This is a genomic window from Streptomyces sp. B8-7, from assembly GCF_058833805.1.
Window position 1 is genome coordinate 582,880 of the sequence record NZ_JBYRRL010000003.1, and the last position, 15,366, is coordinate 598,245.

A 15,366-nucleotide genomic window follows, 5' to 3' on the forward strand; every position below is an offset into this window, starting at 1 on the left:
GCGCGGGCCGGCCGGCCGGGACCCGGGCGGGGACGTCCCGGTCCGCCCCGCCCGCGGTGTCCCCGGGTCCGCCGCCGCGGTCAGCCCGTCCGGGCCGCGGCGGCCCGGCCGGCCGCCCGGCCGGAGAACAGGCATCCGCCGAGGAAGGTGCCCTCCAGGGCGTTGTAGCCGTGGACGCCACCGCCGCCGAAGCCGGCCACCTCTCCGGCCGCGTAGAGACCCTCCACGGGCCGTCCGTCGGCGCCGAGGGCGCGGGAGTCGAGGTCGGTCTGGATGCCGCCGAGCGTCTTGCGGGTGAGCACGTGCAGCCTGACGCCGACGAGGGGGCCGGACCCGGGGTCCAGGATGCGGTGCGGGGCGGCGACGCGGCCGAGACGGTCGCCGATGTAGCGGCGGGCGGTGTGGATGCCCTGGATCTGGGAGTCCTTGGCGTAGGGGTTGGCGAGTTGCAGGTCGCGCGCCTCGATCTGGCGGCGCAGGGCGCCCGCGTCGAGGAGGTCCTCGCCGGTGAGGGCGTTCATCTTCGCCACGAGCCGTTCCAGGGTGTCGGCGACGACGAAGTCGGCGCCGTGCCGCAGGAAGGCCTGCACGGGGGCGGGGGCGCCCCTGCCGAGCAGCCGGTCGCGCAGCACGGCCTTGCGGTCCTTGGCGGTGATGTCCGGGTTCTGCTCGGAGCCGGACAGCGCGAACTCCTTCTCGATGATCTTCCGGGTGAGGATGAACCAGGAGTGGTCGTGGCCGGCGATGTCCTCGGTGGTGCGCAGGTGCCGGAGCGTGCCCAGGGTGTCGTAGCCGGGCAGGCAGGGGTCGGGCAGCCGGCGGCCGAGGGCGTCGAACCACAGGGAGGACGGGCCGGGCAGGATGCGGATGCCGTGGCCGGGCCAGACGGGGTCCCAGTTGTGCAGGCCCTCGGTGTAGTGCCACATGCGGTCGCGGTTGACCAGGCGGGCACCGGCCCGCTCGCTGATGCCGAGCATCCGCCCGTCGACGTAGGCGGGGACGCCGGTGACCATCCGGGCGGGGGGCGTGCCGAGCCGGTCGGGCCAGTGGCGGCGGACGAGGTCGTGGTTGGCGCCGATACCGCCGGAGGTGACGATCACGGCCTGGGCGGTGAGTTCGAACTCGCCCGCGGCGTCGCGGTGGGAGGCGACGCCGCGGGGCGCGTCGTCGGGGGCGAGGAGCGTGCCCCGCACCCCGCGCGCGCCGCCGCCCTCGATCAGCAGCTCGTCCACCCGGTGGCGGTGGTGGAAGGTGAGCAGCCCGTCCCGGGCGGCCTGCTGCGCGGACGCGACGAACGGCTCGACGACACCCGTGCCGGTGCCCCAGGCGATGTGGAAGCGGGGCACGGAGTTGCCGTGGCCGTCGGCGCGCAGGTCGCCGCGCTCGGCCCAGCCCACGGTCGGCAGCAGCCGGATGCCGTGCGCGTCGAGCCAGGAGCGCTTCTCCCCCGCCGCCCACTCGACGTAGGCGCGCGCCCAGCGCACCGCCCAGGAGTCCTCGTCGTCGGTGCGGTCGAAGCGGGCGCTGCCCTGCCAGTCGCTCCAGGCGAGGTCGAAGGAGTCCCTGATCCTCAGGCGCCGCTGCTCGGGCGAGTCGACGAGGAACAGCCCGCCGAACGACCAGTGGGCCTGGCCGCCCAGGTTGGCGGCGTTCTCCTGTTCGACCAGGGCGACCCTCCTGCCCCGGCTGGTGAGTTCGTGTGCCGCGACGAGGCCGGCCAGTCCGGCTCCGACGACGATGACGTCCGCGTTCATGGGTGAGCTGTTCCCCTCTCAGTCGGCGGTGCCGCTGCCGTCCGTCAGCAGCGCGGTGAGCAGGTCCCCCAGCCAGGTGCGGGCGCCGTCGACGTCCCGGTCCAGCAACAGCTGGACGGTGACGCCGTCGTAGGCGGCGACCACGGCACGGGCCGCGGCGTCGGGGGCGCCGAGCACGGCGGGCAGCGCGGTGCGGGCCCGGGCCAGGCGCCCGGCGATGGAGCGGCGCAGGGTGGCCCGGTGCTCCAGCAGGGTCCGGGCGACGGCCGGGTCACGGGCCGCGTGCACCAGGAAGTCGGTCTTCACCAGCAGCCAGTCCACGTCGAGCAGCAGCACCTCGGTGACCCGGCCCACGGAGGCGGTGACGTCCAGGTCCTGCTCCGGTCCGTCGGGCGCGAGGGCCGCGGCGACCTGTTCGGCGATGAGGTCGGCCCGCTGCCGGTAGAGGGCGAAGAACAGCTCGTCGAGGCTGGAGAAGTTGGAGTAGAAGGCGCCCCGGCTGTAGCCGGCGGCCTCGCACACCTCCTCGATGGAGACCCGCCCGAAGCCCTTCGCGGCGAAGACGGCGAACGCGGCGTCGAGAAGGTTGGCGCGGGTGCGCTCGCGCCGCCGCGTCACCCGCCCGGCCGTGTTCCCTCGCGTCGTCATGGTCAGCTCCCGGTCGATCGGATACGTCAATGTATTCGATACATCGACGTATCGAAAGGTCCCGGAGGCCGGGAACGCCGGTGGAGCCGGGGGCGGCCGCGAACACCGGTGGAGCCGGAGCACCGGGGAACGCCGGTGGGGCCGGGGGCGGCCGAATGCCGGGGAGAGCCGGGTCGGTCCGGACCCCCGCCGGACCCCCGCCGGGCCGCGCCGGGCCGTACGATCCGCAGCCGGATCATTCGATCCGAACACATTTTCGAACCTGGAGTACGCTGGACGCATGACCACGCACCTGCAGGGCTCCCTCTTCGACCAGGCCGACCGGCTGGGCCTGGCCCCGCTGGCCGGGCTGCGCCGCACGGTGCTCTCCGCGGGTGCCTGGATCGACGTGCTGCCGGGCTGGCTCAGCGGCTCCGACGCGCTCTTCGGGCGGCTGGCGCAGGAGGTGCCCTGGCGGGCCGAGCGCCGCACCATGTACGACCATGTCGTGGACGTGCCCCGGCTGCTGGCGCACTTCGGCGAGGGCGACCCGCTGCCGCACCCGGTGCTCGCCGAGGCACGCGCGGCGCTGTCCGCGCACTACGCCGCGGAGCTGGGCGAACCGTTCGCGACGGCCGGCCTGTGCTACTACCGCGACGGCCGGGACAGCGTCGCCTGGCACGGGGACCGCATCGGCCGGGGCGCCCGCGAGGACACCATGGTCGCCATCCTGTCCGTGGGCGCACCCCGCGACCTGCTGCTGCGCCCCGCGGGCGGCGGGCCCGCGGTGCGCCGCCCGCTGGGACACGGCGACCTGATCGTGATGGGCGGCTCGTGCCAGCGGACCTGGGAGCACTGCGTCCCGAAGAGCGCGCGCGCCGCCGGACCCCGTATCAGCGTGCAGTTCCGCCCGCGCGGGGTGCGCTGAGCCTGCACCGCGCACCGCACGCAGGCGCGGCCCACCGCCGCGAGACCGGCCGCGGGCCCCTTGAGGTCCGTGTCTCAGTCCATGGATCACGGCCCCGCCGCGGCAGCCGGTCTGCTGTGCTGTCCCCGCCGGACCACCTCACCTCACTCCGCGGGGACGACGATGCGCGCAGACGTACAGCAGGTCGCCGACGGCGCCTGGCTGGTGCACGGCAGCGACACCAACTGGGTGATCCTCCGCGAGGGCGACGACGTCACCCTCGTCGACACCGGATACCCGGGCGACCGCACGCGGCTGCTCGCCTCCCTCGCGGCCGTCGGCAGCGCCCCGGAGGCGGTCGCGGCGGTGCTGATCACACACGCCCACAACGACCATCTCGGCTCGGCCGAGCACCTGCGCACCGTGTACGGTACGCCGGTCCATCTGCACCCGGCCGAAGTCCCGCACGCCCGGCGGGAGTTCCTGCACCAGGTGTCCGTCGGCTCGGTCCTGGCGAACGCCTGGCGGCCCGGTGTCCTGCCCTGGTCCCTGCGCGCCCTGCGCGTCGGCGGCACCGCTCATGTACCGGTCGCCGAACCCACCGCCTTCCCCGCCGAGGGCCCCCTCGACCTGCCCGGCCGGCCGGTACCGGTGCACACCCCCGGGCACACCCCGGGCCACACCGTGTTCCACCTTCCGCAGCTGGGCGCGGTGCTCACCGGGGACGCCCTGGCGACCGGTCACGCCACCTCACGGCTGCGCGGCCCGCAGCTGCTGCCGGACATGTTCCACCACGAGCGGGACCGGGCCGCCGCCTCCCTCGACACCGTCGCCGCTCTGGACGCCGATCTCGTGCTGCCCGGCCACGGGCCGCTGCACCGGGGTCCGGTGGCGGAGGCCGCACGCCGCGCACAGCACCTCGCCGCATAGGGTCGGAGCATGGCATTGCAGATCAGCGCCACCAAGCCGGAGCACCCGGCCCTGCTGTTGGAACTCCCCTGGCACCTGCCGCTTCAGGACTGGCCGGACGACTGCCTCGTGCCGCTGCCCCGCGGCATCTCCCGGCACGTCGTGCGCTACGCCCGCGCCGGCGACGAGGTGATCGCCGTCAAGGAGCTCGCCGAGCGGCCCGCGCTGCGCGAGTACAAACTGCTGCGCGACCTCGACCGGCTCGGCATCCCGGCGGTGGACGCGCTCGCGGTGGTCACCGGCCGCACCGACGAGGCGGGCGACCCGCTGGAGCCGGTGCTGGTCACCCGCCACCTGGGCGGTTCGATGCCGTACCGCTCGATGTTCGAGACCACCATGCGGCCGGCCACCATGCACCGGCTGATGGACGCGCTCGCCGTGCTGCTCGTCCGACTGCACCTGTCCGGCTTCGCCTGGGGCGACTGCTCGCTGTCGAACACCCTGTTCCGGCGGGACGCCGGCGCCTACGCGGCCTACCTCGTCGACGCCGAGACCGGCGACCTGCACCCCGGGCTCAGCCGCGGCCAGCGGGAGTACGACCTGGACCTCGCCCGCGTCAACATCAGCGGCGAGCTGCTGGACCTGGAGGCGTCGGGGGCGCTGCACCCCTCGGTCGACCCCGTCGACTTCGGCACGGAGATCTGCGGCCGCTACGGGGAGCTGTGGCAGGAGCTGACCCGCGTCTCGGTCTACCCGGCCGGCAAGTACCACTACATCGAGCGGCGCATCCGCCGCCTGAACGACCTCGGCTTCGACGTGGCCGAGATGCAGATCGAGCACTCCCCGCAGGGCGACACCGTCACCTTCGTGCCCAAGGTCGTCGACGCCGGCCACCACCAGCGCCAGCTGCTGCGGCTGACCGGCCTGGACACCGAGGAGAACCAGGCGCGACGGCTGCTGAACGACCTGGAGAGCTGGATGGCGACCCAGGAGGACCACACGCCCGGGGACCCGCTCACGACCCGCCCGGAGGTACTGGCGCACCGCTGGGTGCGTGAGGTGTTCCGGCCGACCGTGCGGGCCGTGCCCGTCGGACTGCGCGGCTCCATGGACGCGGCGGAGATCTACCACCAGCTCCTGGAGCACCGCTGGTACCTCTCGGAACGCGCCCAGCACGACATCGGCCTGGACACGGCAGTGGCGGACTACGTGGCGAACGTCCTGCCCCGGGCCCGGGAGACCCTGGAGTCCCCCGGCCGCGCGTGACCCGGCCCGGGGCGTCCTCCGGGGCCGGAGCGCCCCGGGCCGGCGACCGGGTCACCGGTGCGGAGGCCGGGCCCCACCCGATCGGCCCGCCCGTCGAGGACGGGCGGGCCTCCCGGCCCCGGACACGGTCTTCGGCCTCGGACGCGTTCCCTCGGCGCGTCAGGTGTGCGGGACCACGGCGACCGGGCAGGGCGCATGGTGCAGCACGCCGTGGGCCACGGACCCGATGCGGGCGCCGACGGCGGTGCGGTGCGCGCGCCGCCCGACGACCACCAGCTGGGCGCGTCCGGCCACCGACAGCAGCACCTGTCCCGCGCTGCCCATCTCGACGTGCTCCACGACATGGACGCCGGGGAACCTCTCCCGCCAGGGCCGCAGGGCGTCGGCGAGCGCCTCCTGCTCGTACGGCTCCGGGCCGCCGGCCTCGTCGAGCAGCTTCATCGAGGCGGGGCTGTAGGCGAACACCGGCGGCAGTGTCCAGGCCCGTACCGCCCGTACGGCCGCGCCGCGCGCCGCGGCGGCCTCGAAGGCGAAGCCGAGCGCGTCGGCGCTGTCCTCGGGACCGCCGTGCTGTCCGACGACGATCTCGTGCCCGGCGACCTCGGCGGACGCCTTGTCGCCGGCCCGCACCAGCACCACGGGACAGGTGGCCTCGGCGATGACGGCCTGGCCCACGGAGCCGAGCAGGAAGCCGAGTACGGCGCCGTGCCCGCGCGAGCCGAGCACCAGCATCCCGGCGCCCCCGGCCGCGGCGAGCAGGGTCCGCGCCGCGGGCCCCTCGACCGCGTCGGCGGCGAGGTCCAGCCCGGTGTGCCGTGCGGCGACGTCCGCCGCGGCCGCCTCCACCGCCCGGCGCGCCCAGTCCGCCTGGGCGGCGCGGCCCCCGTCGAGTGCCTGGTGCTCCTCGTACTCCCACGCGTGCACGACCCGCAGCGGCCGGTCGCGCCGCACGGCCTCCCGGGCCGCCCATGCGAGGGCCGCCCGGCTCTCCTCGGACCCGTCGACGCCTGCCGTGATCGGCCCCGTCATTCCGGCTGCCTCCCTGTGTCGTCTGTTGCTGATCACCGCCAGTCTTCCCTACGCCCGCGGCGCCGGGCCGACCGGTCCGGCGCCGGACCGCTCCCGGCTCCCTCCCTGCTCCGTTCCCACGCCCCCGCGGCCCCGTGCCCCCGTGCCCCCGCGGCCTTCCGCCGCCGGCGCCTGCTGCGGCGTGCGGGCCCGGCCGGGCGGCCCCGCCGGGCCGGGCGGGTGGTGGGACGGGGTCGTCCGTGTGTCGCCCTGGGCGCTGTGACGGGATGCGGGACCGTTGCACCGCCCGGACACCGCGAGGCGCACACCGACTCCCGCCTCGTCCACGGACCCGACCAGCCGTCCGGGCGGAAGGAGAGCCCGAATGGCCAGGACGGCGCGGACGGCGGGACCGGTACGGCCGGCCGGGACGGGGAGGACTGCCGGGACGGCCAGGGCGGCCGGGGCGCGGCTGGGTGGCCGGGTCGCGGTGTCCGGGATGGCGATGCTGTCGCTGCTGGGGGCGGCCGTCCCCACCGCGGCGGCCGGTGGCGCGCCCCGGCCCGCGGCCCTGCCCGCTCCCGACCTCCCGGGACTGCGCGCGGTGCTGGACACCGCGCGGCGGCAGGGAGCGCCCGGTGCGCTGGCCCGGATCGACGACGGCACGGCCGTGCACCGGGTGGCCGCCGGGACCGCCGACCGGGCGACCGGGCGGCCGGTGGCGACGACCGACCGCTTCCGCGTCGGCAGCGTCACCAAGGTCTTCACCGCGGTGGTGCTGCTCCAGCTGGCCGACGAGGGCCGGCTGGACCTGGACTCCTCCGTGTCGAGGCATCTGCCGGGGCTGCTGCCGGACGACCGCATCACGGTGCGTCACCTGCTGAGCCACCGCAGCGGGCTGTACGACTACACCGACGACATGTTCGCCCGGTCCGTGGAGGGCTTCGAGGCGGTCCGCGACAGGGTCTTCACCTACCGCGAACTGGTGGGCCTCTCCCTGCGCCACCCGCGCACGGGCCGGCCCGGCGAGACGTACGCGTACTCCAACACCAACTTCGTCGTCGCCGGTCTGCTGATCGAGAAGCTCACCGGACAGCCGGTGGGGCGGGCCTACCGAAGCCGCGTCATCGAACCGCTGGCCCTGCGCGACACCTTCTACGTGCACCCCTTGGCAGCCCTGCCCGGCACCCACGCGCGGGGCTACCTCACACCGGACCGGGCCGGGGCCCGGCTGGTCGACTCCACCCGGCAGACGATGTCCTGGGCGCAGAGCGCCGGCGCGCTGATCTCCAGCGCCCGCGATCTGAACGCCGTCACCTCGGCCCTGTTGCGCGGGGAGCTGACCTCGCCCGCCGCGCTGGCCGAGATGACCCGGTGGACCCGGGTCGGCACCGACTCGGCGTACGGGCTCGGGCTGCGGCGGCGCGATCTGTCCTGCGGGGTGTCCGTGTACGGGCACACAGGCGCTGTACAGGGCTACTACACCTACGCGTTCACCACCCGCGACGGCACCCGCAGCCTCACGGCACTGGCCAACACGTCGAACAACGGACGGGTCCTGGACACCATGCTCGGGACGCTGGAGCCGGCGTTCTGCGGGAAGCGCGGCACGAAGCGGGCGGCCGCACCCGACGGGGCAGGCGCGGACGACGCACCGGGCACGCGTCCGCGTGTACGGGACGAGGGCTGACGGAGCCGGCGAGGCTACGAGGAGACGGGGAGGACCCCGGAGGACCGGAGGACCGGAGGACCGGAGGACCGGAGGACCGGAGGACCGGAGGACCGGAGGACCGGAGGACCGGAGGACCGGAGGACCGGAGGACCGGAGGACGGGGGGGACACGCCGAGGAGACAGGGGGACACCGGGCAGGGGCGGGCGGTCCGGGACGGGGCCCGGCCCGGGCGGGACGGGGCCCGCGCGGACGGTCCCGGGCGGCCTCGGCCGGTCCCGGACAGGCCGTCCGCGGCGGGTACGTCCTGACGTACGGTCAGTGTTGCCCGCCACGTTGAACGCACGGCCGCTCACCCGCCGTACCTGTGGGAAAGGGTGGCAGCACGGGGCACAGCGAGGGAATGACCATGGCCGAGGGGCGTGTCGTCGCGCACGGGTTGATCGCAGGCAGGTTCCGGCCCCTTGAGGTCGTGAGCGAGGAGACCAACCGCGCCGGATGGTACGGGCAGGACGTCGCGACGGGCCGGGCGTGCCTGCTGACGCGGGTGGGGCTGCCGGAGGCGACCGACGGGCACGGGGCGCGGCGGACGGCGGGCCGGGTGCTGCGCGCCTCGGAGGCGATGCGCGTGCAGTGCCCGGAGCAGGTGGCCGGCGTCGTGGACGCGGTGATCCACCGGGGCGCCCTGTGGACGGCGTCGGACTGGGTGGCCGGCACCCCGCTGGGGCAGCTGGTGGCCCGGGGCGGCGCGCTGGACCACGTGCGGGCGGCGCGGATCGGCCTGGAGCTGCTGGACGTGCTGGACGCCGCGCACACCGCGGGCATCACGCACGGCGAGCTCAGCCCCGGTCAGGTGATCGTGCCGGAGCGCGGGCCGGTCGTCGTGGGCGGGTTCGGGCTGGCGGGCTCGACCACGGTGCCGCGGCTGGCCGCGCCGTCGTTCGCCTCCCCCGAGCAGGCGCGGGACGAGCGGATCGGACCGGCGGCGGACCTGTGGGCGCTGGGCGCGATCCTGTACACGATGGTCGAGGGCTGCCCGCCGTTCCGGGAGCGGGAGCAGGCCGAGGCGACGCTGCGGGGCATCGACCTGCTGCCGCTGCGCGAACCGGTGCGGGCCGGCCCGCTCGGCCGGGCGGTGCTGGGGCTGCTGCGCCGCAACTCCCAGGACCGGCTGTCCCGTCCGGTGGTCCGCGAGGCCCTGGCCCGGGTTCTGCGGGAGGACACCGACGCGGTCGCATGCGCGACCGGACAGACCCGGCTGCGGCGCGCGTACACGGCGGTGCGGCATCCCGGTACGGGGCGGCGGGGCGGCCTGCTCGCCGCCGGTACCGCCCTGGCCGTCGTGACCGTCGCGGTCGCCGCGCTGCTCGCGACGGGCGCGCTGCCCGGCTCCGGCGGCACCGCGGGCCCGTCCGCTCCGGCACCGCCCGCGGGCACGGGGGCGGCGGCGTCCCCGTCGCGCGGAGCCGCTCCCCCTGACGGCCCGTCGGCGGACGCCGGCCTGCCCGCCGGGTTTGGCCGCTTCGCGTCCCCCGAGGGGTTCTCCGTGGCCGTGCCCGCGGGCTGGGGCCGGCTGAGCACGGACCGCGGGGCGGATCTCGCCTACCGCGTGGTGCTGGGCCGGTCGGGTGACCGGCGCACCCTCACCATCACCTACAGCGAGCAGCTCGGCCCGGATCCGGTGGGCGAGTGGCAGGAGGTCGAGACGGAGCTGCGGGCGGCCGGCGACTACCAGCGGGTCGGGGAGATCCGCGCCCTCACGTACCAGGGCCGGCCCGCCGCGGACCTGCAGTGGCTGAGCACGGGCTCCGGCACCCGGCTGCGGACGTTCGGCCGCGGCTTTCTGATCGGGGACGGCCGCGGCTACTCCCTGCGCTGGTCGGGCCCCGCCGCCGACTGGGACTCCGCGGCGAACCGGGACGCGCTGGACACCGCGCTGCGGACGTTCCGCCCTCCGCCCGGCGCATGACGCGTCCGGGCCGCGCAGGGGGCGCGGCCCGGACGGGACCGCGGACCCGCGGGGGCCGCGCCGCCGCTCACCGCTCGGTGTGACGGTAGCGGGTCCACAGCCCGACCCCGAACCAGCACAGCAGGAACCACACGACGACGGCTCCCACCAGATAGGGCACGAAGCCCGCGTCGGTGGCCACTCGGAGGATCAGCAGCAGGGAGCTGGTCATGGTGGCGAGCAGCAGGACCAGCCCCACGAGGGTCAGCCGGGCCGCCCAGCGGACCGCCTCCGGTTTGACCCTCCGGCCGGAGACGAGCCGGTGCAGGGAGACGGGGCCGATCAGGGCGCCGGTGGCGGCGGCACCGAGCACGACGGTCACGATGTAGATCGTCTGCTCGGTGCCGCCGAGTTTCGTGTAGGTCGGGGTGAAGACGACGGTCAGCAGAAAGCCGAAGAGGATCTGCACGCCCGTCTGGGCCACGCGGACCTCCTGGATGACCTCGCCCCACATGCGGTCCGCGCGCTCCTCCTCGGACTCGTCGCGGCCCGTGCGCTCCGACGGCTCAGTCATGTACGCCGGGTAACCGTGCGGCCGGCCGGGCAAACCGTGTGAACGCGGGGTCACCCGCACGGGTGGCGCGGTCCGGGCGCCCGCGCGCCCGGGGCGTGGCCGGGGCGTGGCCGGTGCCGTGGGCGTGCGGGTACGGGGGCTGCCGGGGCGGGCCGGGGCGGGTCCCGGCGGGCCGGGCGCGGTTCACCGCGGCCGGCGAGCCCCGTGGAGAGGCGCGGGGAACCGCGAGACCGGACGCGGCGGCACCGCGGTCGACGGACGTCGTGCCACGGCGCGTCCGGCGGAGCGTTCAGTCGCGGGGGGTCAGGGTGCGGGCGTGGACGGTGCGGGAGAGGTGGGGGCCCAGCCAGCGCTTGAGGCGGCGCAGGGGTTCCAGCCGGCCGGCCGCCCGGTCCAGTCGGTAGTAGAGCTGAGGCGGGATGTACGGGAGCAGGGGCGAGTGGCGCTGGCCGAGGAGGGCGAACATCCGCTCGGGGGGCAGGTGGATGTAGCGGGGCAGGTTCTCGTACCACTGGGCGCTGTAGCGGGCCGCGCTCTGCACCGGGAGCAGGGCCTGGCGGCGCTCCCGCTCGTAGTGGGCGAAGGCGTCGGGCAGCGCGGGGTGGGCGTGCAGGGCCGCGGCGAGGGCCATCGCGTCCTCCAGGGCGAGGGTGGTGCCCGCCCCGATGGAGTAGTGGGTGGTGTGGGCGGCGTCGCCCAGCAGGACGAGGTTGCCGTGGTGCCAGGTGCGGTTGGTCAGGGTGCGGAAGGTGAGCCACTGGGCGCTGTCGTCCGACTGGCCGCGGCCGATGAGCGGATGCCCGTCGAGGACGTCGGCGAACAGCTTCTCCAGCACGGCCAGCCCGTCGGCCTCACCGGCCCGGTCGAGTCCGAGGCCGGTCCAGGTCTCGGGGGCGCACTCGACGACGCAGGTGCTGTGGGTGGCGCTGTAGGCGTAGCCGTAGCACCAGATCCAGCCGTGGCCGGTCTCGACGAAGGCGAAGGTGAAGGCGTCGAAGACCTTGGTGGTGCCGAGCCAGATGTAGGAGTTGCGGCCGAGGCCGACCTCGGTGCCGAAGTGCCCGGCCCGGCGGGTGCGCAGGGTGCTGCGGACTCCGTCGGCGGCCACCGCGAGGTCCGCGCCGGCGGACAGGTCCGTGTCCCCGGCCTCGTGCCCGAAGTCGATCCGCACGCCGAGGGAGCGGGCCCGGTCGGCGAGGATTCCCAGCAGGCGGTGGCGGCCGATGCCGAAGCCCTGGTCGCCGTGGTGGCGGGTGGTGGAGCCGCCGACGTGGGCGATGCCGTCGCTCCACCGGACGGAGGCCTCGTCGACGGCCCGGGCGGAGACCGGGTCGTGCGCGTGGAGGTTGTCGAGCAGCCCCTGCCAGTAGGTGACGCCCCAGCCGTAGGTGGAGCCCTCCGGGTTGCGCTCGTGGACGGTGATGTCGTGGGCGGGATCCTGGAGTTTCAGCAGGATCGACAGATAGAGGCCGGCGGGCCCGCCTCCGGCGATGGCGACCTTCACACACTCCCCTGGTGATTACTCGGAGCAGTCGTTGCGCGACGCAGAGTAGCAGCGCATGGGTCGCGGATCGCGTCACTTTCCTCGCGCGGGTCGCGCCCCTCCCTGACCGCGGGTAACACCAAAGATCACCGCGAACGGCGTGCCGCTCGCAAGGAATTCCCCCTTCCGGGTGCGCCCGGGGGCACGCCACAGCAAGATCATCTTGGTTCAATCCTGCACCACATATAAGCAATTGTCCGGATCGGAGCCAACCGGTTCGGGGGGATTTCATGCCGTGCTCCCCGGCCCGGTAGGCATGCGGCGACGTCCGATTCCCGAACCAGGGAGGTCCGCATGCCGGAACTCACCCGCCGCCGCGCGCTCACCGCCGCGGCCGCCGTGGCCGCCGCCGCCGGCGCCACCGCGGCCGCCGCGCCGGCCGCCGCCGCCCGCCGCTCCGCCCCTCACGGCCACGACGGGCCGGAGCCCTTCGAGGAGGTCTACCGGGGCCGCCTGATACAGGGCCGGCCCGGCGGAGCCCACCACCACGGTGGCGGCTACGCGGTGTTCATCGACGGCGCCGAGCTGCACGTGATGCAGAACGCCGACGGCAGCTGGATCAGCGTGGTCAGCCACTACGACCCGGTGCCCACCCCGCGGGCCGCGGCCCGCGCCGCCGTCGACGACCTGCAGGGCGCGCCGCTGGTGCCGTTCCCCGCCAACTGACCCCGCCGCACGCACTCCTGGAGCAGCCCGTATGACCGTCCGCAAGAACCAGGCGAGCCTGACCGGCGAGGAGAAGCGCCGTTTCGTCGACGCCGTCCTCGCCCTCAAGCGCAGCGGCCGCTACGACGCCTTCGTCACCACGCACAACCAGTTCATCCTCGCCGACACCGACAACGGCCCCCGCACCGGGCACCGTTCGCCGTCGTTCCTGCCCTGGCACCGCAGATTCCTGCTGGAGTTCGAACGCGCCCTGCAGGAGGTGGACGCCACGGTCACGCTGCCGTACTGGGACTGGTCCACCGACCGCTCGCCGCGCTCCTCGCTGTGGGCGCCGGACTTCCTCGGCGGTACCGGGCGCAGCCTGGACGGCCGGGTGATGGACGGCCCGTTCGCCGCGGGTTCCGGCGGCTGGCCGATCAGCGTCCGCGTCGACAGCCGGACGTTCCTGCGCCGCTCGCTCGGCACGTGGGTGCGGGAGCTGCCCACCCGGGCCGAGGTCGAGTCCGTGCTGGCGATGCCGGTGTACGACATGGCGCCGTGGAACAGCGGCTCGGACGGGTTCCGCAACCACCTGGAGGGCTGGCGCGGGGTGAACCTCCACAACCGCGTCCATGTCTGGGTCGGCGGGCAGATGGCCACCGGGGTCTCCCCCAACGACCCGGTGTTCTGGCTGCACCACGCCTTCGTCGACAAGCTGTGGGCCGAGTGGCAGCGTCGCCACCCCGGCTCCGGCTACCTGCCCACGGGCGGCACCTCCGACGTGGTGGATCTGCGCGAGACGATGGACCCGTGGAACGACATGCGTCCGGCGGACCTGCTGGACCACACGCCGTTCTACACCTTCGACACCGACTGAGCGCGGCCGCGCCGCGGCGCTCAGGCGTCCCCGGCGCGGCACTCCGGGTGGCCCCAGCCCGAGGCGTTCTTCGCGATCGGCTCGCCGGCCGCGTAGGAGCGGCCGCACACGCAGCGGCCGGGGAACTTCGCCTTGAGCGTGCGGGCGCCGCCGCCCGCGGCGCCGGCGCCGGTGCGGGAGCCGCGCGCGGCGGGCCTGCGCCGCGGGGCGGCCTTGACCGGGGTGTCCGGCGCGGGCGGCGGCTCCGGGGAGCCGAGGGCGCTGCCCGCGCTCTCCTGGACGCTCGCCGCCTGGCTGGCGGCCCGGTCGGCGTAGTCGTTGAGCCGGTCGCCGTCGGCCTGGTGCGCGGGGACGTAGCGGAACTCCACCTCGCGCCCGGAGAGCAGGGTGTCGATGCGCACCACGAGGTCCTGGTTGGCGACCGGCTTGCCGGCGGCGGTCTTCCAGCCGTTGCGCTTCCAGTTGGGCAGCCAGGCGGTGACGGCCTTCATGGCGTACTGCGAGTCCATCCGGATCTCGATCGGCACGGCAGGGTCGGTGGCCGCCAGCAGGCGCTCCAGCGCGGTGAGCTCGGCGACGTTGTTGGTGGCCCTCCCCAGCGGCCCCGCCTCCCAGCGGACCGGGGTCTCGCTCTCGTCCGCGACGACCCACGCCCAGCCCGCCGGGCCCGGGTTTCCCTTCGAAGCCCCGTCGCACGCGGCCACCACACGTTCACGCATGGTCCGATCATGCCATGACCGGACGGGCCGCCCGTCCGGGGTCCGGCCTGCCCGGGCCCCGGGCCGGCCCCGGGCCGGCCGGGAACGAGCGGCCGGGGGCCGTCGGGCTGCTTCAGGTGACGTCCTCCATCACCGGCATGTCCCCCTCGGTCCGGTTCATGTCGATCACCGAGAAGCTCGCCCCCTGCGGGTCGCTGAGCGCGGCGAACCGGCCGAAGGGCGTGTCCATCGGCCCGAACCGCAGCACACCTCCCCGCTCGGTGGCCTTCGCGACGGCCGCGTCGCAGTCGGGGACCGTGAAGTAGACGTTGATGTACGGCGGCACCTCGGGCGGGAAGTCGTCCGTCATGGTCATCCGGCCGAGGACCATGGTCTCGCCGAGGCTGAACACCCGGAAGTCCACCTGATCGCCCTGCATCTGCTGCGCGCGGTAGCCGAACACGCCGGGGAAGAACGCGTCGGACCTGGCGGGCTCACGGGTGAAGACCTCGGCCCAGCAGAACGCGCCGGGCTGCTCGGGCTGCGCCTCGAAGCCCTCGTGCGTACCGCCCTGCCACACCCCGAACACCACCCCGCTCGGGTCACGGGCCAGGGCCATCGTGCCGAAGTCGCCGACCTGCATCGGTTCCATCAGCACCTCGCCGCCCTGCTCGCGGATCCGGCCCGCGGTCGCCGCGGCGTCGGGCGAGGCGAAGTACAGGCACCACTGCGACACGTCCTCCTGGCCCGGCATCGGCGGTACCACGGCGGCGGCGGCCTTGCCGCCCGCGAAGGCCTGCGTGTAGTTGCCGTACTCCGACGAGGCCTCCCCGAAGGTCCAGCCGAGGACGTCGCCGTAGAAGCTCTTGGCCCCCTCCAGGTCGGTGAACATCGCATCCGCCCAGCAGGGGGTTCCCTCAGGTAGTGCGGCCATGATCGG

Annotated in this window: 14 protein-coding genes; 7 read left to right on the forward strand and 7 right to left on the reverse strand. The window is 75.0% G+C overall.

Annotated elements, in window-relative coordinates:
* Positions 1-80: 80 nt before the first annotated feature.
* Positions 81-1,754 carry an FAD-binding dehydrogenase gene (locus tag AC5K6T_RS17710; protein ID WP_493210148.1) on the reverse strand — a complete coding sequence of 558 codons (1,674 nt, stop codon included), beginning with the start codon at positions 1,752-1,754 and terminating at the stop codon, positions 81-83.
* Positions 1,755-1,772: 18 nt separating this feature from the next.
* Positions 1,773-2,402, reverse strand: a complete 630-nt coding sequence (locus AC5K6T_RS17715; RefSeq protein ID WP_493210150.1) for a TetR/AcrR family transcriptional regulator — start codon at positions 2,400-2,402, stop codon at positions 1,773-1,775.
* Between the two features lie 280 nt (positions 2,403-2,682).
* On the opposite strand from AC5K6T_RS17715, the gene AC5K6T_RS17720 reads away from it, so the two are divergent.
* The 3 genes from AC5K6T_RS17720 to AC5K6T_RS17730 all read left to right on the forward strand — a co-directional run bounded on the left by AC5K6T_RS17720 (position 2,683) and on the right by AC5K6T_RS17730 (position 5,463).
* On the forward strand, positions 2,683-3,309 hold the full coding sequence (locus AC5K6T_RS17720) for an alpha-ketoglutarate-dependent dioxygenase AlkB (RefSeq protein WP_493210152.1): 627 nt from the start codon (positions 2,683-2,685) through the stop codon (positions 3,307-3,309).
* A 162-nt stretch (positions 3,310-3,471) separates the two neighbouring features.
* The gene (locus AC5K6T_RS17725; RefSeq protein ID WP_493210153.1) at positions 3,472-4,218 is read left to right on the forward strand and encodes an MBL fold metallo-hydrolase; all 747 of its coding nucleotides are present in this window, start codon (positions 3,472-3,474) and stop codon (positions 4,216-4,218) included.
* A 9-nt stretch (positions 4,219-4,227) separates the two neighbouring features.
* Positions 4,228-5,463, forward strand: a complete 1,236-nt coding sequence (locus AC5K6T_RS17730; protein ID WP_493210154.1) for a DUF4032 domain-containing protein — start codon at positions 4,228-4,230, stop codon at positions 5,461-5,463.
* 159 nt (positions 5,464-5,622) lie between these two features.
* Here AC5K6T_RS17730 and AC5K6T_RS17735 read toward each other — a convergent pair whose 3' ends face one another.
* The gene (locus AC5K6T_RS17735; RefSeq protein WP_493210156.1) at positions 5,623-6,492 is read right to left on the reverse strand and encodes a universal stress protein; all 870 of its coding nucleotides are present in this window, start codon (positions 6,490-6,492) and stop codon (positions 5,623-5,625) included.
* A 478-nt stretch (positions 6,493-6,970) separates the two neighbouring features.
* On the opposite strand from AC5K6T_RS17735, the gene AC5K6T_RS17740 reads away from it, so the two are divergent.
* Complete coding sequence (locus AC5K6T_RS17740; RefSeq protein WP_493210830.1) at positions 6,971-8,161, forward strand: serine hydrolase domain-containing protein; 1,191 nt, start codon at positions 6,971-6,973, stop codon at positions 8,159-8,161.
* 389 nt (positions 8,162-8,550) lie between these two features.
* Complete coding sequence (locus AC5K6T_RS17745; RefSeq protein ID WP_493210158.1) at positions 8,551-10,110, forward strand: serine/threonine-protein kinase; 1,560 nt, start codon at positions 8,551-8,553, stop codon at positions 10,108-10,110.
* Positions 10,111-10,177: 67 nt separating this feature from the next.
* Here the strand turns inward: AC5K6T_RS17745 and AC5K6T_RS17750 are convergent, their stop codons facing one another.
* Together AC5K6T_RS17750 and AC5K6T_RS17755 are read right to left on the reverse strand one after the other, a co-directional pair.
* Positions 10,178-10,663 carry a DUF6328 family protein gene (locus tag AC5K6T_RS17750; protein WP_493210160.1) on the reverse strand — a complete coding sequence of 162 codons (486 nt, stop codon included), beginning with the start codon at positions 10,661-10,663 and terminating at the stop codon, positions 10,178-10,180.
* 289 nt (positions 10,664-10,952) lie between these two features.
* Positions 10,953-12,167 (reverse strand): FAD-dependent monooxygenase, encoded by a 1,215-nt coding sequence (locus AC5K6T_RS17755; protein ID WP_493210162.1) that lies wholly within the window; start codon positions 12,165-12,167, stop codon positions 10,953-10,955.
* A 333-nt stretch (positions 12,168-12,500) separates the two neighbouring features.
* Here AC5K6T_RS17755 and melC1 point away from each other — a divergent pair, with 333 nt between their 5' ends.
* Positions 12,501-12,872, forward strand: a complete 372-nt coding sequence (gene melC1, locus AC5K6T_RS17760; protein ID WP_493210163.1) for an apotyrosinase chaperone MelC1 — start codon at positions 12,501-12,503, stop codon at positions 12,870-12,872.
* A gap of 31 nt (positions 12,873-12,903) precedes the next feature.
* Positions 12,904-13,728 (forward strand): tyrosinase MelC2, encoded by an 825-nt coding sequence (gene melC2 / locus AC5K6T_RS17765; RefSeq protein WP_493210165.1) that lies wholly within the window; start codon positions 12,904-12,906, stop codon positions 13,726-13,728.
* A 20-nt stretch (positions 13,729-13,748) separates the two neighbouring features.
* On the opposite strand, the gene AC5K6T_RS17770 is transcribed toward melC2, so the two are convergent.
* Together AC5K6T_RS17770 and AC5K6T_RS17775 are read right to left on the reverse strand one after the other, a co-directional pair.
* Positions 13,749-14,447: a ribonuclease H family protein gene (locus AC5K6T_RS17770; protein ID WP_493210167.1), complete on the reverse strand. Its 699-nt coding sequence runs from the start codon at positions 14,445-14,447 to the stop codon at positions 13,749-13,751.
* Between the two features lie 112 nt (positions 14,448-14,559).
* Positions 14,560-15,360: a VOC family protein gene (locus AC5K6T_RS17775; protein WP_493210168.1), complete on the reverse strand. Its 801-nt coding sequence runs from the start codon at positions 15,358-15,360 to the stop codon at positions 14,560-14,562.
* Between the last annotated feature and the right edge of the window lie 6 nt (positions 15,361-15,366).

What these genes read in the sequence shown, in the direction of transcription:
- AC5K6T_RS17710 (WP_493210148.1), bottom strand. Translation starts at nt 1,754, where the DNA reads ATGAACGCGGACGTCATCGTCGTCGGAGCCGGACTGGCCGGCCTCGTC.
- AC5K6T_RS17715 (WP_493210150.1), bottom strand. Translation starts at nt 2,402, where the DNA reads ATGACGACGCGAGGGAACACGGCCGGGCGGGTGACGCGGCGGCGCGAG.
- AC5K6T_RS17720 (WP_493210152.1), top strand. Translation starts at nt 2,683, where the DNA reads ATGACCACGCACCTGCAGGGCTCCCTCTTCGACCAGGCCGACCGGCTG.
- AC5K6T_RS17725 (WP_493210153.1), top strand. Translation starts at nt 3,472, where the DNA reads ATGCGCGCAGACGTACAGCAGGTCGCCGACGGCGCCTGGCTGGTGCAC.
- AC5K6T_RS17730 (WP_493210154.1), top strand. Translation starts at nt 4,228, where the DNA reads ATGGCATTGCAGATCAGCGCCACCAAGCCGGAGCACCCGGCCCTGCTG.
- AC5K6T_RS17735 (WP_493210156.1), bottom strand. Translation starts at nt 6,492, where the DNA reads ATGACGGGGCCGATCACGGCAGGCGTCGACGGGTCCGAGGAGAGCCGG.
- AC5K6T_RS17740 (WP_493210830.1), top strand. Translation starts at nt 6,971, where the DNA reads ATGGCGATGCTGTCGCTGCTGGGGGCGGCCGTCCCCACCGCGGCGGCC.
- AC5K6T_RS17745 (WP_493210158.1), top strand. Translation starts at nt 8,551, where the DNA reads ATGGCCGAGGGGCGTGTCGTCGCGCACGGGTTGATCGCAGGCAGGTTC.
- AC5K6T_RS17750 (WP_493210160.1), bottom strand. Translation starts at nt 10,663, where the DNA reads ATGACTGAGCCGTCGGAGCGCACGGGCCGCGACGAGTCCGAGGAGGAG.
- melC1 (WP_493210163.1), top strand. Translation starts at nt 12,501, where the DNA reads ATGCCGGAACTCACCCGCCGCCGCGCGCTCACCGCCGCGGCCGCCGTG.
- melC2 (WP_493210165.1), top strand. Translation starts at nt 12,904, where the DNA reads ATGACCGTCCGCAAGAACCAGGCGAGCCTGACCGGCGAGGAGAAGCGC.
- AC5K6T_RS17770 (WP_493210167.1), bottom strand. Translation starts at nt 14,447, where the DNA reads ATGCGTGAACGTGTGGTGGCCGCGTGCGACGGGGCTTCGAAGGGAAAC.
- AC5K6T_RS17775 (WP_493210168.1), bottom strand. Translation starts at nt 15,360, where the DNA reads ATGGCCGCACTACCTGAGGGAACCCCCTGCTGGGCGGATGCGATGTTC.